The organism is Streptomyces sp. CB01881 (assembly GCF_002953255.1).
Taxonomy (GTDB): domain Bacteria; phylum Actinomycetota; class Actinomycetes; order Streptomycetales; family Streptomycetaceae; genus Kitasatospora.
In genome coordinates, this window is sequence record NZ_CP026498.1 from 116,473 (window position 1) to 135,376 (window position 18,904).

The 18,904-nt window shown below is 73.7% G+C and carries 19 protein-coding genes; 12 read left to right on the forward strand and 7 right to left on the reverse strand.

Annotation, left to right across the window (positions count from 1 at the left end; translation table 11 throughout):
* Window positions 1–6: 6 nt before the first annotated feature.
* Window positions 7–1,680, reverse strand: coding sequence for an FUSC family protein (locus C2142_RS00595; RefSeq protein ID WP_241003094.1), 1,674 nt, complete (start codon window positions 1,678–1,680; stop codon window positions 7–9).
* A gap of 507 nt (window positions 1,681–2,187) precedes the next feature.
* Between C2142_RS00595 and C2142_RS00600 the strand changes: the two genes are divergently transcribed.
* Together C2142_RS00600 and C2142_RS00605 are read left to right on the forward strand one after the other, a co-directional pair.
* Window positions 2,188–3,117, forward strand: coding sequence for a LysR family transcriptional regulator (locus tag C2142_RS00600; protein ID WP_148640548.1), 930 nt, complete (start codon window positions 2,188–2,190; stop codon window positions 3,115–3,117).
* 142 nt (window positions 3,118–3,259) lie between these two features.
* Window positions 3,260–4,057, forward strand: a complete 798-nt coding sequence (locus tag C2142_RS00605; RefSeq protein WP_148640549.1) for an N-formylglutamate amidohydrolase — start codon at window positions 3,260–3,262, stop codon at window positions 4,055–4,057.
* Between the two features lie 55 nt (window positions 4,058–4,112).
* On the opposite strand, the gene C2142_RS00610 is transcribed toward C2142_RS00605, so the two are convergent.
* Window positions 4,113–5,180: a hypothetical protein gene (locus C2142_RS00610; protein WP_148640550.1), complete on the reverse strand. Its 1,068-nt coding sequence runs from the start codon at window positions 5,178–5,180 to the stop codon at window positions 4,113–4,115.
* Between the two features lie 275 nt (window positions 5,181–5,455).
* Between C2142_RS00610 and C2142_RS00615 the strand changes: the two genes are divergently transcribed.
* Entirely contained in the window at window positions 5,456–6,169 is a 714-nt protein-coding gene (locus C2142_RS00615; RefSeq protein WP_148640551.1) for a hypothetical protein, read from the forward strand.
* 136 nt (window positions 6,170–6,305) lie between these two features.
* Here the strand turns inward: C2142_RS00615 and C2142_RS00620 are convergent, their stop codons facing one another.
* On the reverse strand, window positions 6,306–7,109 hold the full coding sequence (locus C2142_RS00620; RefSeq protein WP_148640552.1) for an NAD(P)H-binding protein: 804 nt from the start codon (window positions 7,107–7,109) through the stop codon (window positions 6,306–6,308).
* A 63-nt stretch (window positions 7,110–7,172) separates the two neighbouring features.
* Between C2142_RS00620 and C2142_RS00625 the strand changes: the two genes are divergently transcribed.
* Window positions 7,173–7,859 (forward strand): AraC family transcriptional regulator, encoded by a 687-nt coding sequence (locus tag C2142_RS00625; protein WP_241002299.1) that lies wholly within the window; start codon window positions 7,173–7,175, stop codon window positions 7,857–7,859.
* Window positions 7,860–8,281: 422 nt separating this feature from the next.
* Here C2142_RS00625 and C2142_RS00630 read toward each other — a convergent pair whose 3' ends face one another.
* On the reverse strand, window positions 8,282–8,608 hold the full coding sequence (locus C2142_RS00630; protein ID WP_148640554.1) for a hypothetical protein: 327 nt from the start codon (window positions 8,606–8,608) through the stop codon (window positions 8,282–8,284).
* 148 nt (window positions 8,609–8,756) lie between these two features.
* Between C2142_RS00630 and C2142_RS00635 the strand changes: the two genes are divergently transcribed.
* Together C2142_RS00635 and C2142_RS00640 are read left to right on the forward strand one after the other, a co-directional pair.
* Entirely contained in the window at window positions 8,757–8,948 is a 192-nt protein-coding gene (locus C2142_RS00635) for a hypothetical protein (protein ID WP_148640555.1), read from the forward strand.
* A 251-nt stretch (window positions 8,949–9,199) separates the two neighbouring features.
* On the forward strand, window positions 9,200–9,337 hold the full coding sequence (locus C2142_RS00640) for a hypothetical protein (RefSeq protein WP_153882740.1): 138 nt from the start codon (window positions 9,200–9,202) through the stop codon (window positions 9,335–9,337).
* 197 nt (window positions 9,338–9,534) lie between these two features.
* Here the strand turns inward: C2142_RS00640 and C2142_RS00645 are convergent, their stop codons facing one another.
* Complete coding sequence (locus tag C2142_RS00645) at window positions 9,535–11,223, reverse strand: AMP-binding protein (protein ID WP_148640556.1); 1,689 nt, start codon at window positions 11,221–11,223, stop codon at window positions 9,535–9,537.
* A gap of 135 nt (window positions 11,224–11,358) precedes the next feature.
* Here C2142_RS00645 and C2142_RS00650 point away from each other — a divergent pair, with 135 nt between their 5' ends.
* The 5 genes from C2142_RS00650 to C2142_RS00670 all read left to right on the forward strand — a co-directional run bounded on the left by C2142_RS00650 (window position 11,359) and on the right by C2142_RS00670 (window position 16,156).
* Window positions 11,359–11,805: an SRPBCC family protein gene (locus C2142_RS00650; protein ID WP_148640557.1), complete on the forward strand. Its 447-nt coding sequence runs from the start codon at window positions 11,359–11,361 to the stop codon at window positions 11,803–11,805.
* Between the two features lie 331 nt (window positions 11,806–12,136).
* Window positions 12,137–13,306 carry a peptidoglycan recognition family protein gene (locus C2142_RS00655; protein ID WP_148640558.1) on the forward strand — a complete coding sequence of 390 codons (1,170 nt, stop codon included), beginning with the start codon at window positions 12,137–12,139 and terminating at the stop codon, window positions 13,304–13,306.
* 100 nt (window positions 13,307–13,406) lie between these two features.
* On the forward strand, window positions 13,407–14,303 hold the full coding sequence (locus tag C2142_RS00660) for an NAD-dependent protein deacetylase (RefSeq protein ID WP_148640559.1): 897 nt from the start codon (window positions 13,407–13,409) through the stop codon (window positions 14,301–14,303).
* 249 nt (window positions 14,304–14,552) lie between these two features.
* Entirely contained in the window at window positions 14,553–15,362 is an 810-nt protein-coding gene (locus C2142_RS00665) for a DeoR/GlpR family DNA-binding transcription regulator (RefSeq protein ID WP_148640560.1), read from the forward strand.
* 275 nt (window positions 15,363–15,637) lie between these two features.
* On the forward strand, window positions 15,638–16,156 hold the full coding sequence (locus tag C2142_RS00670) for a histidine phosphatase family protein (protein WP_148640561.1): 519 nt from the start codon (window positions 15,638–15,640) through the stop codon (window positions 16,154–16,156).
* Window positions 16,157–16,166: 10 nt separating this feature from the next.
* Here the strand turns inward: C2142_RS00670 and C2142_RS00675 are convergent, their stop codons facing one another.
* Complete coding sequence (locus tag C2142_RS00675) at window positions 16,167–16,778, reverse strand: maleylpyruvate isomerase N-terminal domain-containing protein (protein WP_148640562.1); 612 nt, start codon at window positions 16,776–16,778, stop codon at window positions 16,167–16,169.
* Entirely contained in the window at window positions 16,775–17,728 is a 954-nt protein-coding gene (locus C2142_RS00680; protein ID WP_148640563.1) for an NAD(P)-binding domain-containing protein, read from the reverse strand. The genes C2142_RS00675 and C2142_RS00680 overlap by 4 nt, the downstream gene beginning before the upstream one ends.
* Window positions 17,729–17,860: 132 nt before the next feature.
* On the opposite strand from C2142_RS00680, the gene C2142_RS00685 reads away from it, so the two are divergent.
* Complete coding sequence (locus C2142_RS00685) at window positions 17,861–18,901, forward strand: helix-turn-helix domain-containing protein (RefSeq protein ID WP_148640564.1); 1,041 nt, start codon at window positions 17,861–17,863, stop codon at window positions 18,899–18,901.
* Window positions 18,902–18,904 lie beyond the last annotated feature (3 nt).

Consider the following 18,904-nt stretch of genomic DNA (forward strand, 5'->3'; position numbering starts at 1 on the left):
CCGCCGTCACCGGACGAACCGCTCCAGGAGGAGATAGGCGCGCTGCTCCGCGGCGGCGAGCTCGGTCGGGTCGACCTCCGCCGGCCAGAGGTCGCCGGCCGCGGCGTCGTCGGCCTCGCGCAACTCCACCACGGCTGCCGCCAGGTGCGTCTGGACGACCGGGAACGACCGCTCCAGGCGGCTCTCCAGCACCTGCTCCGCGTGCTCGGACGCCTCCGTGCACGCGGCCAGCGCGCGCTGCGCCCGGACCGCCGCCCGGTCGTGGACCACCAGCAGCGCACAGGCCAGCGCGATGCCGATGCCGAGAACACTGCTCAGCACCCGGTCCGTGACGAGGGTCCCGGTGGGCGAGGGGGCCGCCAGGTCGGTCAGCAGCAGCGCGAGCGGCGTGAGGAAGACGACCCCGAGGCCGTAGTTGCGGGCCACGACGTACTCCAGCAGGAACTCCAGGAGCACGATCACCAGCACGAGCGCCACGGGACCGGGGTGCGCGGCCAGCACGCCGAGCGCGAGCACCAGCCCGGCGGCCGTGCCCAGGGTGCGCTGGACGGCGCGCTGCGCCGCCGTGCGGACATTGACCGAGTGCAGCACCGCGGCGGCGGAGATGGCCGCCCAGTAGGCGTGGCCGAGGCCGAGCGGCAGGGCCGCCCAGCCTGCCAGCCCGGTGCCGAGTGCCATCCGCAGAGCAGGGACGAGCAGGACCGAGGAGTGGCCGGGGCCGCCCCCGCGCTGCCCCGTCAGCAACTCGGCGGCGCGAAGCTCGGCGGCGAGCAGCGCGGCGGCACGGCGGGTGGCGGGACCGGCCGGGTCCTGGCCCGGGGCGGCCCGGGTGGCGGCGGCCGGCGGCGACAGCTCCGACAGGAGCGGCGGCTCCCGGTGGCGACGGCTCACCAGCAGGCGGACCTGGCCACGCAGGTGCTGCGCCAGGCCGGTGACGTCCTCCGGCGGCCGGCGGCCGGACCCGATCAGCAGCGACCAGGAGAGGTCGGTCAGGCGCACGCAGGTACCGCCCCGGCCGGCGCCCAGCTCGGCGGCCGTCGGAGGCAGGACGTCGAGCATCCGGTACGCCTGCAGAACGGCGGCGGTCGCCCGGTGTCGGGCGGGCCTGCTCTCGCCCGCCGCCTCCCCGCTCATCGCACCGCCGCCGGTCGCCTCCCCGCCCACCGCACCGCCGCCGGTCGCCTCCCACAGGTACGTGAGCTCGCGCAGGGCCGCCGCCACGGCGAGCCGCTGCGGACGGTCCGGGTAGACGAACCAGCCCGCCACGGCCAGACCCCAGGCCACGGCAGCGCCCAGGGCGGCCAGGCCGGTCTGGGGAAGGACGTCGGCCGGGGCGGGTGCGCCGTTGGCCGCCACGGCGAAGGAGAAGAGCAGCAGCACCGCGCCCAGCCCGCCCAGCCGTGCCGCGTCACAGGCGAACTTCGCGATGCCGGCCACCACGGCCATGGCCGCGATCACCACGGCGGCGCCCGCTCCCCCGTCCCGTGGATGGGCCCACGCGGCGAGCGCCGAACCGCAGCCCACGCACGCCGTCATGGCCACCGCGACCAGCGCGAGCACCCGGGCGCGTCGCGCATAGGGCAGGTTGTGGCCGAACGTGGTGGCGAAGGATCCCAGCATCGTGTAGACGGCCTGGTCGGCGTGTCCGGCCAGGGCCAACGGCACCGCCGGCAACGCCATCGCCAGCGCGGCCCGCAGGGCGAAGGACAGGGCGCCGTCGACGCTCTTCAGGGCGAGCGCGCCCCGCGGGGAGAGCGCGCGCCGCACCCTGGCAGCCGCACGCCTCCGGCCGCTCCCCCTGGTCCTCAGCACGCGCCGACCCGCTCCTCGTCCCGGATTCATCACTCCGCGCACCTTCCGCGAATTTCCCGGAGAAGTCAAAGAGGGATTACCGATGGCCCGATCGGCGCCGGTTATCCGAAACGATAAGCCATACCTATCGGCTTATCGGCGGCCCCTCTTTGACTTTTCAGGACGGGCGACGGAAGCTGCTCCCACGCCAGAATTCGGATATTCGCGAACGACACTCGTGAATACCCGGAAATTCGGTGCACCCTCCGGACGGGGCGGAGAGGGAAAGAGCCGGACCGGATCATGAGCAGCTTCCGCCCCGTCCCACCGAGGCGCCGACCTGTCCCACCGAGGCGCCGACTGGCGTCCGAGCCGGCGGTCCGGTAGACCCGGGACGTGCTGTTCCGTCAACTCGAATACCTGGTGGCCCTCTCCCGGGAGCGCCATTTCGCCCGCGCCGCGCAGGCCTGTCACGTCTCCCAGCCCGCCCTCTCCGAGGCGATCCGCAAGCTGGAGGAGGAGCTGGACGTCCCGCTGGTCCTCCGCGGCCGCAAGTACGAGGGCCTCACGCCCGAGGGCGAACGCATCGTCGTGCGGGCGCAGCGGATCCTGGCCGACCGTGACGCCCTCCGGAGCGAGGTCGGCGCCCTGCGCAGCGGGCTGAGCGGCCGGCTGCGGATCGGGGCCGTCCCGACCGCGTCCGGCGCCGTCGCCCAGCTGACCGGCCCGTTCTGCGCGGCACACCCGCTGGTCACCGTGGAGGTCAGGGCCGACCTCCAGTCGGAGGAGATCCTCCGGCGGCTGCAGAACTTCGAACTCGACGCCGGAGTCACCTACCTGCACGGAGGCCTCTCCGAGAACCTCCGGGCCGTTCCGCTGTACGAGGAGCGGTACGTGCTGCTCACCGGCGGCGCCGACAGCCTCGCCCACCGGACCACGGCGACCTGGGCGGAGGCCTCGCAGCTGCCGCTCTGCCTGCTGACCCCGGCAATGCAGGGCCGCCGGGTGCTGGACGAGCTGTTCGCCGAGACCGGGCTGCGGCCGTCGCCCCGGGTCGAGACCGATTCCGTGGCGGCCCTCTTCGCCCACGTCCGGACGGGCAGGTGGGCCAGTATCGTCCCGCACACCTGGCTGCACGTCTTCGGCGTGCCGTACGGCATGCGGGCGGTGCCGATGACCGGGCCCGCCCGGGCGGTGCCGGTCGGGCTGGTGGTGTCCGCCCGCGAGCCGGGTTCGGTCCTGGCCCGCGCGCTCACGGAGACCGCCCGCGACACCGACGTAGCCGCCGCCCTGGACCGCCTCCCCGGCGACCCCGGGCCGCAGTAGACGAGCCGCGGTGAACGGACCGCAGCAGGCGAGCCGCGGTGAACGCGCCGCTGTGGACGAGCCGCAGCAGGCGGGCCGTCGGACGGACATGATGTCGGTGACACCTCATCACCAACCACACCCGACACGTTGCGAGGACCAGATGACCGACGCCTCCACCTCCTTCCGGCTCCACCCGGGCGCCCCCGACTCCCCCGTGATCCTGCACGTCCCGCACTCCTCCCGGGACATACCCGCCGGGGTCCGCGCCGGGATCGTGCTGGACGAGGAGGCGCTCACGCGGGAACTCGACCACATCACCGACGCGCACACGGCGGAGATCGCCGCGAGGGCGGCGGCCGCGGCGCGCGTCACCCCCTGGCGGTTCGTCAACCGGCTCTCGCGCCTGGTCGTCGACCCCGAACGCTTCCCCGACGAGCGGGAGGAGATGCTGGCGGCCGGCATGGGCGCGGTCTACACCCGGACCACGCACCGCGAGGCGCTCCGTCCGGAGGACTTCGACGGCCGGCCGTTGCTGGAGCGCTACTTCCACCCGTACGCGGAGGCGGTGACGGCCGCGGTCGAGGAGCGTCTCGAAGCGGTCGGTCGCGCGGTGGTCATCGACGTCCACTCGTACCCGACGAAGGCCCTGCCGTACGAGCTCCACGGCGAGGGGCCCAGGCCGCCGGTCTGTCTCGGCACGGACCCGTTCCACACGCCCGCCGCGCTGCTCGACGCGGCGCGGCAGGCGTTCGCGGGCTTCGGCGGCATCGGCCTCGACAGCCCGTTCGCGGGGACGTACGTGCCCCTGCGGCACTACGGGAAGGCTGCGAACGTCAGCGCCCTCATGGTGGAGATCCGCCGCGACCTCTACATGGACGAGCCCGGGGGCCCCGCCGGCCCCGGGCTCGACGCGCTGGCGGACGCGCTGGCCGACCTCGTCGGGCGGCTCTCCGGCTGACCCGGGGGCCGGGGGCCCGCGGCCTACTGGCTGACGGGCCTCCGGGCCCCGCGACCTACTGGATGCTCCAGCCGTGCGGATGGCCGGGGTCGGCGGGGCAGGCGAAGACGTTGAGCTCGCCCCAGCGGCCGACGGTCACCTCGGTGGGCGTGGCGTACCGGTGTGCCGGCAGGTCGCGTTCCTCCAGTGGTTTCCAGCTGCCGCTGCCGCCGTCCCACTCCGAGCTGTCGACGGTGAGCAGCAGGTGCATCGGTGTCTCGCAGGCCCGGCAGTCCATGGGGCCCGGGTCGGTCGTGTGCCAGGAGGCGAAGCCGCCGGCGCGCCAGCCGGGCGGGATGGAGAGGTCGTACTGGTAGCGGGCCGACCGGTCCGCGCCTTCGTCCGCCGACTCCTCGGCGTGCTCTTCGCGGTTCTCCTCGGCGGCCTCCTCCTCGGCCTCCTCCCGAGCGTCCTCCCAGGCGTGGATCCGGGCGCACAGGTCCTCGGGCAGGAGGCCGGCGAACGGGTACGTGGCCACCTGCTCCGGGTGCAGCACGCACGGCTCGGGCACGTACCCGTCGAAGCCGACCACCTGCGGCTGCGGCGGCGCGGCCAGCACCTCGGCCACCTCCCGGGAACGACGCCAGCGCAGGTCGAGGTGCATGCCGTAGCCGGTCGGGCCGTGCAGGTCGAAGGGGCACCAGAAGACCTGGAGCAGGTCGCAGCCGTCCGGTCCGGCCGACAGGTCGGGGAGGTCCCGGCGGTACAGCTGGGCCAGGCCGATCAACGGCGTCGGGGCGGCCGCGTCCTCCGGTTCGAGCCGGTACTCCCGCCTGAGTTCACCCAGGAGCTGCCGCTCCTCGTCGGTGGGGCCCGACGAGGGGTCGCGGGCCCAGGCCGTGTCCAGCACCTGACGGTAGCGGTGGATGTCGGCCGGGCGCCTGCCGCGGCGGCGGCCGTGCGGCTGGGGGCACACCGGCCACGGCTCGTCCGCCGGCCACAGCAGCGGCCCTCCGATGTGGCTGGCCGTCGCCTCCGGGCGGCCCGGCCGCGGGTGGAGCCGGGTGGTGGTGCCCCGGTGGGCGGCCAGTTCCGGGAAGAGCGCCTCGACGTCGAGCGGGCGCGGCGGGGTGGTCCTCGTCATGGTGACGACCCTAGACAGCCGCTGCGCCCGCCGTCCGGCCACCCCCGGCGGCGGGCGGCAGTCCCCACCCTCGGATGGCTGCCCATGACCCACCATCTCCACGGCGATCGCCCCTGTCCGACACCTCCGACCCGGCCCGAGGCCCGCCCCTCGGGCCGGGATCTCCACAACTTCGCTACAAGAACGCCGGGTTACTCCCCTATCGGCCACCTCCCTGGAAGCATCTCTGCTGGGCATCGGGGAGGTGCCCGTGGACGCGATCGATGGGGGTTGCGATGAACACTCGGATCAGCGACGCGAAGCCTCCGGCCCGGCCCCGGCCCCGGCCCCGGCCCTCCGGAGCGGTCACCCGCGCACTGACGAAGGGCCTGTTCCTCCTGGCAGGACTGGCCACCACCGTTCTCGGCTTCAGCTGGTTCGTCGACGCGAACGACGCGGTGGGCGCCTACCGCACCGCCCCGGTGTGCGGCACGGCGGCGCACACGCCCGGCACGGACTGCGTGCGGCGCGAGACCGGCAAGGTGACGGCCAGGAAAACCGGCACCGGCGGCGAGTCCACCACCTACACGCTGACCGTGGCACGCGAGACGGCCCCCGGGCACAGCTACACGGTCGACTCGGAGTTCTACTACGACGCGACAATCGGCGTGGACGTGGAGCTGGCGGTCTTCCGGGGGCAGGTGGCCGAGGTCTCCTACCACGGGCACCGCGCCCAGAACCCGGGCACGCCCTGGCTGACCTCCCTTGAGGTGGCCCTCCTGGTCGGCCTGGGATCGGCACTCACCGCCACCGGCGTGTCCTGGTCACGGCTGGGCCTGAAACCGGCCCCCTTCTATTTCTCCATCGCCGTCTTCGTCGCCGTCATGGCCTTCCTCGGCTGCCTCGTCTTCGTCACGTCGCAAGAGCCGCTCGCCGCCACCCTGGCCGTCCCCGTCCTCGGCTGGCTGCTCATGACCGCCTGCGCCACGGTGGCCACCTGGGACGGCTGAGGGCGCTGGTCCCACCCGGCGACCATGACCCCACACCCATCTGCGCGAGCTCTCACCAGCTCCGGCGAAGCACCAGAGGAGAACGGGCTGTATCCCTTGAACTACCAGAGGCCCGGCGGCCGTCGGCGACGCTCGGTTACGGCATTGCCGCGAATGCCTCCCGATGGTCGCGTGCCCACTGCTCAAACGTGCCCGCCGGCCGGCCGAGCACCCGCGGCACGTGGTCGGTGACGTAGGCCGCACCGCCGGCGCGTGCCCAGCCGATGCCAGTGACCATCCCGGCCGGCAACCGGTCGAGCACATTCGTGTCGGTGATCCTGACCGGCCGTTCCAGCACGCCCTCCAGGATCGCCGCCTGGTCTGCGGACGTCAGAAGCTCCGGCCCGGTCAGGTCGTACCGCTGCCCGTCGTGCGCATCGCTGGTCATGGCGGCGACGGCGACCGCGGCCACGTCCCTCGGGTCGACGATGGCCTGCCGGGAGTCGCCGGCCAGGTTCGGGATCGGTTCTCCGGCCTGGATCAGGGCCCGGTACCGCAAGAGGTTCGAGGCGAAGCTCGGCGGGCGAAGCATCGTCCACACGAGCCCGCTGGCCTCGATCGCCTCCTCCGCGGCGAGGTGCCACGCGCCGACGGTCGCCCCATCGAACCGCTCGCCGCTGCCGATGGCGGACAGCTTGACGATCTTACGGACGCCTGCCGCCCGCGCGGCCGCGACCAGGGCGATGTCGTGGTCAGCGGTTGGTACGGGGGGCACGGTTACGAGGAAGACCGTGTCGACGTCGGCCACTGCGCGCGCCAGCGACGCCGGGTCGTCGAAGTCGGCCCGCACCCCGCCGGGCCGCTCGCGGCGGGACATCGCCCGGAACGGTAGGCCCCGCTCGGTGAGCAGGCGGACGACGTGACTACCGATGGTGCCGGTGGCACCGGTAACAAGGATCATGTCCCGACGATGACAGCGCTCTCACACCTCGTGATAGGAAGTTTCGGCACTATCGTGGGCCGCATGAGTTCTCTCGTCGTGCCGCCTGCCCTTCTGCGGTGGGTGGCCGGGATCGATGTCGCTACGGCGGCCGGTTCGGCGGCGGTCGACGTGCCCGACCACGCCACCACACTTCTCCTGCGCACTGACAAGCGCGAGCTGATCGTCCTCGGCCCCCGTACCCGTGCCGCCTATCACGTCGCCGCGCCCGGCCACTCGTGCGTGCGGGTTCGTATGCAGCCGGGTCGTGCCCAAGCCCTGCTCGGACGTTCGCTGCATGGTCTCGCCGACGGTGTCCTGCCGCTCCGCGAACTACCGGACCTGGACATCGACGAGCTCGCCGCCGACCCGGTCACCGCTCTCGAAAAGGCATTGGCCGACCGCCCGGAGCCGTCGGAGCGGCTCGAAGAGGCGGCGCGTCTACTGGCCGGCACCACTGTCACCGCGACCGCGGCCCGGTTGCACATCAGTGAGCGCCGCCTGCACGCCCTGTTCACCGACGCCACCGGCTTGTCCCCCAAGCACTTCGCACGCATTGACCGCGTTCGCACCGTGCTCGCGGCCGATGCGGGCCGATGGGCGGACATCGCCGCGACGGCCGGCTACTACGACCAGTCCCACATGACGGCCGAGTTCCGCCACTTCATGGGTGTCCCACCGGCCGCGTTCACCGCTGGTCGGCGCCCCGCCGCGACTGTGTGCACTGCCTGATTTCCAGGACACCGCGCAGAGAAGCAGGTCTCCCGGTGATCACAGCGCGTCGCAATCCCGTGATCACCAGCCCTGTGCAAGGCGAAGAGGGGCCGGCCAGTCACGCGCCGGAACGTCATGTCGGTGACGGACCGAGTGGGTAGAGGCCGTTGCCGACTGCTCCGACCGGTGCGAGGAAGGGGCATTCAGGGGCCCGGCCGTCCTCCGTGGGGGACGTCAGAACAGCCGGGCCGGTCGGTGGGTTACTCCGAGTCGGGGTCAACGAGGAACACGCGCGTTACGGGTTGCTCCGTCTCGCCCTCCTGCCCTCTGCCACCTCGTTGTACTTCCTGACGAGGTCCGCGTACTGCGGGTCGGTCCAACTGTCCATGGAATCTCCCTTCCCGCATCAGCGTAGGGACTGCCCCGAGCGTGGCCGGCTGTTACGCCGGAACAACTTTGCTGGGCTTCGGCTTCGGCTTCGGCTTCTTCTCGATCTTGATCGGGCCGCAGTTCGAGCTGGGCGTGTGCCAGACGATCGACCGGACACCCGCCTCGCTCTCGTTCGGGCCGGCCCACAGCTCGCGGTCCGGGGCCACCCCGGCCGTCTCCATGATGGCCAGCGTCAGGGCGACGTTCTCGGCGTCGTACGCCATCTCCTCCGGCGTCTCCCGGATGTGGTCGAAGGTCCTCCAGCGCTGGGCGTCCTCCAGCGTCGCGCGGCCCGGCCCCTCGGCGCCGCAGGGGGTACCGTCCTCGGCCTCCCCCACGCACCGGAATGTGTGGAGCGCCGGCGGCCGGTCGGAAGCGACGTCGGGCTGAATGGTCCAGTCCAGGAGGCGGAAGGGTCCGCGCACAGGGGTACCTCGGGGGTGGGTAGGGACAGGCGGATGAGACGACGGGGCAAGCCCGGCGCGGATGACCCGCGCTCGTTGCCTGCCGGGTGTCGCCAGGAGCCGCGCCCACGGGTCGACGGGCTGGAGCCTGTCGGCGCTCAAGGGCATCTCCTGGCGCGGCAGTTGGTGCAGACGCAAGTGCGCGAGGATGGAGTCCCTCGACATCCGTTCGGCGGGCGTCGCGAAGCTGTCGTCCCGCCTGGCGGCCCGGTAGTCGTCCAGCGGGGACCACTTCACGGCTGGCTTGGTCGACGCGGGCGTGCGCACGGCACGCCTCCCGGGCTTGGAACGCGACGTTGACGACGCCATGAGGTTGCCCCTTTCGATCCGTTCTGCTGCCGGCGAGCAGAACCGATCCTCCCTCGTCACGCAGTGTCCGAGTAACGTCAACAAGGCGTCACTTCGGCCTTTTGCAAGGCGTCATTTCGGTGTCACAACGGCCTGCCACGGCCTACATTTGGACGCATGACGACCCCGAACGAGACATTCCGTGCCGTTCGCATCAGCCTCCGCCTCAGTCAGGACGAGATGGCACGCAGGCTCCGCGACGCAGGTGACGCCATGGGCGAACCCAACGACGCCAACAAGCGGCTTGTCCAGTGATGGGAGGCCGGTGACGTACGGGCTCCGCGCCCGGTGTACCTGCGGGCGCTGGAGGCCGTAACCAAGCTGCCCGCCGATCGCCTAGGGTTCCAGTCCGTTCACCTGCCGCCACGCGTTGCAGACGACGGAGCCGGAGGGCACGACGTGACACCTCTTCACCCGACGGAACTCCCCGCGCCCGGCCCGGCAGGCGACGACTACAGCGGGGGGCCTGCCTCCGCCGCGAGGCCCAGCAGGCCGGCGGCCTGTTCGCGCATCTCGACCTTGCGGACCTTGCCGGTGACGGTCATCGGGAACTCGTCGACGAGGTGCACGTAGCGCGGGATCTTGTAGTGGGCGATCCGGCCGGTGCAGTACGCGCGCAGGGCCTCGGGGGTCAGCTCGGGAGCGCCGGGGCGCAGCCGGACCCAGGCCATCAGCTCCTCGCCGTACTTGGCGTCGGGGACGCCGATGACCTGGGCGTCGAGGACGTCGGGGTGGGTGTGGAGGAACTCCTCGATCTCGCGGGGGTAGATGTTCTCGCCGCCGCGGATGACCATGTCCTTGATGCGGCCGGTGATGGTGAGGTAGCCCTCCTCGTCCATCACGGCGAGGTCGCCGGTGTGCATCCAGCCGTCGGCGTCGACCACCTCGGCGGTACGGTCCGGCTGGTCCCAGTAGCCGAGCATGACCGAGTAGCCGCGGGTGCAGAGTTCGCCGGGGGTGCCGCGGGGGACGGTCCGTCCGGTCTGCGGGTCGGCGATCCTGACCTGGAGGTGCGGGCCGGGCCGTCCGACGGTGGAGACGCGGCGCTCCAGCGGGTCGGTGGCGCGGGTCTGGGTGGAGACCGGGGAGGTCTCGGTCATGCCGTAGCAGATCGACACGTCGCGCATGCCCATCCGTTCGACGACCTGCTTCATGACCTCGGTGGGGCAGGGCGAGCCGGCCATGATCCCGGTCCGCAGGCTGGAGAGGTCGTGATCGGCGAAGCCCGGGTCGTTGAGCTCGGCGATGAACATGGTGGGGACGCCGTAGAGCGAGGTGCAGCGCTCGGCGGCGACCGCGTGCAGGGTGGCGGCGGGGTCGAAGGCGGGGGCCGGGATCACCACGCAGGCGCCGTGCGACAGGGCTGCGAGGTTGCCCATGACCATGCCGAAGCAGTGGTAGAACGGCACCGGGACACAGATCCGGTCGTGTTCGGTGTAGCCGCACAGCTCGCCGACGAAGAACCCGTTGTTGAGGATGTTGCGGTGCGAGAGCGTCGCGCCCTTGGGGAAACCGGTGGTGCCCGAGGTGTACTGGATGTTGATCGGGTCGTCCGGGGCGAGCCCGGCGCCGGTACCGGCATGGCCTTCGACGCCGGTACCGGCCGGGCCTTCGGCGCGGGCCGGCCCGTCGGCGTCGGCAGCAGCGGCAGCGAGGAGGCCGGTCCAGGCGGCGGAGCCGATCAGCAGGACGTCCTTCAGCTCCGGGCAGCGCGGCGCCGCCTCGGCGAGCATCGCCGCGTAGTCGGAGGTCTTGAACGAGGGCGCGGCGACGACCGTGCGGATGCCCGACTGCCTCAGCACGTACTCCAGTTCGTGGGTGCGGTAGCCGGGGTTGACGGTCACCAGGATCGCGCCGATCCGGGCCGTGGCGTACTGCACGAACACCCATTCCGCGCAGTTCGGGGCCCAGATCCCGACCCGGTCGCCCCGGCCGACGCCGAGGGAGAGCAGACCGACCGCGACCCGGTCGACCTCGGCGGACAGCTCGCGGTACGTCCAGCGGCGGCCGGCCGGCAGGTCGACCAGCGCCTCGCGCTCGGGGAAGGCGCGGACGACCCGGTCCAGGGCCGCGCCGATGGTTTCGTCGAGCAGGGGCGTGGCCGTGGCACCGACGCCGATGCTGGCGGGCGGGGTGGGCATGCGGGGGCTCCTCGGCTCGTCCGGACAGCTGGCGCCCGAGTCTATGCAGGGCCGCGCCTGACGTCATTCACCCGTGCGTACTGGAACCATGACGCAACGTCACCGAATTGTCGAAGGAAGGTCGGAGGAGGACCCATGGCAGGTCAGTTCGAGGCCGTGATCGAGGTCGAGCGGCCCATCGCGGAGGTGTTCGCCTACCTCGCGGACGGCAGGAACGACCCCGAGTTCAGCCCGCGAGTCCTGGAGATCAGCAAGGACCCCGACGGCCCGACGGCCCCCGGCACCGTGTTCACCAGCACGGTCAAGGACGCCGGGATGCGGACCAGGCGGCAGATCCGGATCACCGCACTGGACGCCCCGACCACGCTGCGCTGGACCGAGGTCTCCCGGAACCTCGTCACCTCCAGCGTCGGGGGCTACGACCTGACACCGCTGACCGGGACCACGACGCGGGTGCGGATCTTCAACTCGCTGGAGGGGCACGGGTTCGGCAGGCTCCTGGTGGGCGTGGCCCTGAGCGCGGCCCGCAAGGACGCGCCCGCGTTCGGCCGGCGTATCAAGGCGGCGGTCGAGGCCTCCTGACCGCGCCCCCTCTCCGGGTCGTCCTGACCGCGCCCCCTCCCCGGGTCGTCCTGACCGCGGCCCCGCCCCGGGGTGCAGGCCGGCGGCAGGTCGGCCCGGCACAGCGGCGGCCCGGGGCGGGTGCCGCCACACCGGGCCGCCGCCCTCCACCGCCCCGGTGCGGGCCAGGTGCCTCTTCGGGCAGGGATGTGCGGAGATCGTCCGCCGTCTGACCAGCCGAAACGATCAGTCGGGTACATTCGCGCCTGACTGATGATCAGTCAAGGGGGCGTGGGATCGGAGCAGGTCATCGCCCCCTCCCGGCCTTTCACGCACCCTGGACAGGACCTCCATGCCGAACCCGCAGCCCGCCGTGACCCGGCGCACCGTCGTCGGGGCACTGGGCGCCACCGCCGCCGCGCTCGCCGTCGCCCCGGCCGCCGCATCCGCCGCGACCGCCGCCCCCGTCCCGCCCGCCACCGCCCCCTCGCCCGCCTCCGGGCGGGCCGCGCGGACGGTCAGCGCGCCCGCCACCCGGGCACAGTCGGCGACGGGCCCGGAGGCCGCGACCGTCCGGGCCGGGTTCCCGATCCGGTACGTGGGCGTCAGCTGGGACGGCCCCCGGCGCGGCGCGGCCATCCGGCTCCACCGGGACGGCGCGGCCCCCGGCGCGTGGCAGCCCCTGCCCGCCGGCTGCGCGGGCGGGCCGGACGGCCCCGGGCGCCCGGCCGGTGCGGGCGCCATCGGCACCGCCACCGCACTGGTCGCCGCCGGCGGCGCGCCCGGCTACGACCTGCGCCTGCCCGACGGCGCCGGCAACGTCCGCACCGCCGCGATCGACACCGTGCACGGGCCGGTCCGCACGCTGGCCGTCGCCGCGTCCGCCCCGGCCTCCTTCGCCGGCGTCGAGTACCTCTCGCGGGCCGCGTGGGGCGCCGACGAGTCCAAGCGCTTCAAGAACGGCGTGGAGAACTCGCCCGCGAAGTACTACCCGCTCCAGACCCTGACGGTCCACCACACCGACACGCCGAACGCCGATCCCGACCCGGCGGCGACCGTCCGCGCGATCTACGAGTACCACGCGATCACCAACGACTGGGGCGACATCGGCTACCACTTCCTGATCGACGAGGCCGGCCGGATCTACGAGGGCCGCTGGTCCGGCGACGACGGCGTCCCGGCGCACGACACCGCCGGCAACGTGGTCACCGCCTTCCACACCGCGGGCTTCAACTCCGGCAACCTCGGCATCGCCCTGCTCGGCACCCTCAGCAGCCAGGACCCCACCCCGCAGGCCCGCCGCTCGCTGACCTGCCTGCTCGCCCTGCTCACCGGCACGCACCACCTCGACCCGCAGGCCCACGTCACCTTCGTCAACCCGGTCAACGGCGTGACGAAGCCGGTCGACATGATCAGCGGCCACCGCGACTGGCTCGCGACCGACTGCCCCGGCGGCACGATGTACGCGGGCCTGCCCGCGTTGCGCGCCGACGTCGCCGCCCTGGGCACCCCCGCGGGCTGACCCCGTCCGTGCTGCCCGCCCCTCGCCGGACGGGGCGGGCGGCAGGCGGCAGGCGGCGGGCGGCAGGTCGTTCGGACGGCGGCTGCCCTACGCTGGCTGCATGCCCCCAGACCGAGTCCCCGGAGAGCCGGCCGACCACGGGAGCGCGCCGCCGGCCCGCGGGCTGGACGCTGTCCGCCGGCTGCTGGCCGCGCGGGGCGTCGCCGTCCTGAGCGGCGCGGGACTGTCCACGGAGTCGGGCATCCCCGACTACCGCGGCGCCACCGGCCTGCTGCGCCGCCACACGCCGATGACCTACCAGGAGTTCACCGGCAGCGAGGCGGGCCGGCGCCGGTACTGGGCCCGCAGTCACGCAGGGTGGCGCTCGATCGCCGAGGCGCGGCCCAACGCCGGGCACCGGGCCGTCGAACGGCTGCGCCGGGCCGGCCGGGTGTCGGCGGTGATCACCCAGAACGTCGACGGCCTGCACCGCGCGGCCGGCACCGTCGACGCCGTCGAGCTGCACGGCGGGCTCGACCGGGTCGTCTGCCTCGGCTGCGGGCGCACCAGCACCCGCGAGGAGCTCGACCGCCGCCTGCACGACCTCAACGGCCCGGCCGCGGCCGCCGGCGCCCGGATCAACCCGGACGGGGACGTGGAGCTGCCCGACGCGCTGGCCGACTCCTTCCGCATCGCGCCCTGCGCGGCCTGCGGCGGCATCCTCAAGCCCGATGTCGTCTTCTTCGGCGAGAACGTGCCCCGGCCCCGTGTCCAGCACTGCTACGACCTGATCGACGACGCCCGCGCACTGCTCGTCCTCGGGTCCTCCCTCACCGTCATGTCGGGCCTGCGCTTCGTGCGCCACGCCGCACGCACCGGCAAGCCCGTCGCGATCGTCAACCAGGGCGCGACGCGCGGCGACGCGTACGCGGAGGTGACCCTCCCCCTCCCGCTCGGCGTCACCCTGACCGCCCTCGCCGAGCAGCTCGACACCGCGCCGGACCCTCGGCAGGCGTGAACCGTGCCCGACGGCGGCGCCCCCCGGCGTCCACTGCCGTGGCGGTCTCGGTGCCCCGGCGTCCGTCTCTCCGTTCGCTGGTGCAGCAGGGCTGGAAGGATGATCACACCGGGCCGCGGCTCCGGGTACCGTCCGCAGGTACGGAGGGACGGTACCGGTGGGTGCGGGGGGACGGCGCCTTCGGGTTGAGTATCCTTGGTAGTTGTTTGGTTCTGGTGTTTTCGGTTGGCTGATGAGGGGAGCGGGGCTGTGGCGGATTCGGGACTTCTGGCCCATCAGCGGCAGGCGCTGATCGCCGAGATCGTGCGCCGCAGCGGTGCCGTGCGGGTCGCGGACCTGGTCGAACAGCTGGGGGTCTCCGACATGACCGTCCGCCGGGACCTGGACGCGCTGGAGCGTTCGGGCACGGTGAAGAAGGTGCACGGGGGTGCCGTGCTCGGTTCGGAGACGGCGGTGGCCGAGCCGGGGTTCGAGGTGAAGTCCGGTCTGGAGTCGGCGGCCAAGGCCGCGGTGGCGGACGCCGCGGCGGCGCTGGTCGAACCGGGCAGCGTCATCGCGATCTCGGCGGGGACGACGGCCTTCGCGGTCGCGGCCAGGCTGCTGCGGGTGCCGCGGCTGACCGTCGTCACCAACTCGCTGCCCGTCGCCGACCTGATCCGCTCGGCCGGGGAGCAGCACGATCCGGACGCGCCGTCGCTGCTGCTGACCGGCGGCTCCCCCACGCCGTCCGCGGCGCTGGTGGGGCCGCTGGCGGACCAGTCGATCCGGGCGCTCCACGTCGACCTGCTGGTCCTGGGGGCGCACGGGGTGTCCGAGAAGGCCGGCCTGACGACGCCGAACCTGGCCGAGTCGCAGACCAACCGGGCGCTGATCGCCTCCGCCCGGCGCGTCGCGGTGGTCGCGGACCACAGCAAGTGGGGTGTCGTCGGCCTCAGCGGGTTCGCGGCGCTGGAGGACGTCGACGTGTTCGTCACGGACTCCGGGCTGGGCGAGCACGCCCGGGGCGTCCTGGCGGAGGCGGTCGGCGAGCTGGTGGTCGCCGAGGTGCCCGCGGCCTGAGCGCGTCGGCGCCCACCCGCGGATCGGCGCAACGCCAACGCCCGACGCCCCGGCACCCTGACGTCCCGAGCTCGCGTCCTCCCGACCGCCCGACCGCCCGGCTTCCCGACCGCCCAGCGCCGCGAACGCGCCCGGATCCGCAGCAGGAAGGGTCTGCGCCGGGGTGGCGGGCCCGTCCTCGCCGCCACGATCGGGCAACCTGGTGGTCCTTCCCGGTCACAGCACCAGCCCCGGCCGGGGAGCGAGTTGTCGGCCGTGTGGAGGAGGAGACCCTCGTGAGCACCGTGCGAACCCGCAGGATCGTCCTGGTCCGGCATGCCAAGTCCGAGCGGAGCGACGTCATCGACGACCACGAGCGCCCGCTGGCCGAACGGGGCCGCCGGGACGCGCCGGCCGCGGGCCGCTGGCTGGCCGGTGCGGGCATCACCCCGGACCTCGCCCTCGTCTCCACGGCGACGCGCACCCGGGAGACCTGGGACCTGCTCACCCCCGAGCTGTCCGAGCGCCCCGGGACCGTCTACGAGGAGCGGATCTACGCGGCGAGCCCCGGCGAGCTCCTCGCCCTGCTCACCGAGCTGTCCGAGGAGGTGGACGACGTGGTGATGGTGGGCCACAATCCCGGCATCCACGCCCTGGCGGAGATCCTCGCCGGCGAGTCCGAGGGCGACCTGACGGCCCGGATGAGTGCCGCCTTCCCCACCTCGGCCATCGCGGTGCTCACCTACGAGGGCTCCTGGAAGGCGGTCGGGCCCGGCGCCGCCCGGCTGGTCGCCTTCTGGACCCCGCGCTCCTGACCGCCGTCGTTCAGCGCACCCGGCCGTCCCAGCTCCACGCGCCGGCGGGCACCTCGGGCAGGCCCGGCAGGGCGATGCGGCCGGTACACCGGAGCAGGGTGCCCCCGGGGGCGTGGCCGGTCGGAGCGGCCGGGAACAGCCGGGCCAGGGCCGGGCCGGCGAGCTCGTCCGGAACCGACCGGTCGAGGCCCAGGCAGCCCGCCAGGTCCCAGCCGTGGACGAGGAGTTCGACCGTCCCCATGGCCGCGAATCCCGATCCGTCCGAGTGCCCCCACGGGTGCCATGCCCGGGCGTCCGCCGGTGCGTCCCGGACCGCTCCGGCCAGCAGGGCCGCCGCGATGCGCAGGCCCTCCAGGCAGTGCGGGATCGGCGCGGCCGGGTCGAGCGAGCCGAACAGGGTGATGTAACGGTCGGCCGGACGGGCCGTCAACAGGCCCGCGTAGCCGAGCAGGCCGAGCGCGAGATGGTCGAGGGTCGCGCGGCAGGTCCAGTCACTGCCCTCCGGGCGGCGCGACCAGTCGGCTTCGGCGGCCCGGTCGAGCAGCACGGTGGTCCGGGCGGCGGCCTCCGTCACCAGCGCGGGCCAGTCCGTGGCGGCGGGAGCCGGGGCGGCGGTCGTCACTTCCGGATCCCCTCGATCAGGCGGGCGTAGCTGTCGGCGCCGTGGCCGGCCTCGATGGCCTGTTCGGTCTGGCGGGCGAGGAGTTCGGGCAGGGCGGTGTCGACGCCTCGGGCCCGGGCGGCGTGCAACAGGTGCTCCATCGCGGCGAGGTGGACGGTGAGGCTGGCGTCATCCCCCGGGTACGCGCCGGCGTCGGCCTGGGCGGCGTAGCGGCCGATGAAACCGGCCACGGCACCGGCCAGCCAGCGGGTGGCGACGGGGGTGAAGTCGGCGGCGCGGACGCCATCGGCGCCGACCAGGGCCACGCCCTGGAGCCAGCCACTGAGCGAGGACCACATCAGACCGAGCAGCGCGGTGTCGTAGAGGCCGGCGAGCCCGGCGTCCGGGCCGAGGTCGACCTGGTCGCCGAGAACGGCGAGGGTGTCGCGGTGGCGGGCCAGCGCCCCGGGCGCGCCGCTGTAGAGCAGGGTCGCGTCGGGGCCGCCGATGCCGGGCGGGGTGATCATGATCGCGCCGTCGAGGTAGGCGAGGCCGTGCTCGGCGGCCCAACCGGCCAGCTCGCGGGCCTGTTCGGGGGAGCCGGAGGTGAGGTTCACCAGGGTCCGCCCGGGAAGCAGGGCTTCTGTTCCGGCGAGGACGGCGCGCAGGGCGTCGTAGTCGAGGACGCAGGCGACGATCAGCGGGCCCGCCGCAACCGCCTCGGCCGGGGTGGCCACCCGGACGGCGCCGCGGGCGGCCAGCGGTTCGGCCTTGGCGGCGGATCGGTTCCAGACGGTGGTGGGGTGGCCGGCGGCGAGGAAGGCGGCGGCGAGCACGCTGCCCATCGCGCCCAGGCCGAGGACGGTCACGGGCTCGCGGGCGGGATCGGCAGGGCCGGCGGCGCGGGCGGGATCTGCGGCGCGGGCGGGATCGGCAGGCCCGGCGGCGCGGGCGGGGTTCAGCGGCGGCATGGGGTGATCTCCCTGGTGGGATGCGGTCTTGATCGACATCGCTCACTCTCGTCGCCCGACGAGACCGCCGACAGTGGCAGGATTGCCCTTCGCCGTACTATTCCTGCCATCCCTGCCAGTAGGCTGCCGGGCATGAGCGCCTTACCGCACACCCCCGGACGCGGCCCCGGCACCGTGGCCGTCGCCGTTCTCGACCACACCGAGCTCCCACTCTGGGACCTGTACGAACTCGGTATGGCCTGCACAGTCTTCGGCATCCCGCAGCCCGAGCTCGCCGAGCGCTGGTACGAGCTGCGGCTCTGCGCCGAGACACCGGACGCCGAGGCGCCGCCCAGGCCGCTCGGCGGGTTCGGCTTCTCGCTGCGCGCCGAGTACGGCTGGGAGACGCTGGCCGACGCGGACACCGTGCTCGTCACCTCGGTGCCGGACGCCTGTGTGACGGGCGAGCGCGAGGTGCCGCCGACGCTGGTGGCGGAACTGCGGCGCGCGGCACGGGCGGGGGCGCGGATGGTGTCATTGTGCACCGGCGCGTTCGCCCTCGCGGCCGCCGGCCTGCTGGACGGACGCCGGGCCACCGCGCACTGGTCGCACACCGCCGACCTGGCCCGGCGCTACCCGGCCGTCACCGTGGACGACAGCGTGCTCTACGTGGACGACGGGGACGTGCTGACCAGTGCGGGCGTGGCGGCCGGCCTCGACCTCTGCCTGCACCTCGTCCGGCGTGACCTCGGCGCGCACGTGGCCAACCAGCTGGCCCGCAAGCTCGTCGTCCCGGCCCACCGCCCGGGCGGGCAGGCCCAGTTCGTGGACCTCTCGGTGCCCGTCGCGGACGACGACAGCCTCGCACCGGTCCTGCAGTGGGCGATCGCCAACCTCGAACAACCCCTGACGGTGGACGAGTTGGCCCGACGCGCCCGGATGAGCCCGCGCACCTTCTTCCGCCGCCTGCAGGCCGCCACCGGCACCACCCCGCTGCAGTGGCTGCTCAACCAGCGGCTCGCCCTCGCCCAGTCGCTGCTGGAGGCGACCGACCTGCCCATCGAGCAGATCGGCGAGCGCAGCGGCCTCGGCAGCGCGACCAACCTGCGCCGCCACTTCACCGCCCGGGTCGGCGTCACCCCGACCGACTACCGGCGGGCCTTCACGGCCCAGGCGGCCATGGGTGGACGCTGACGC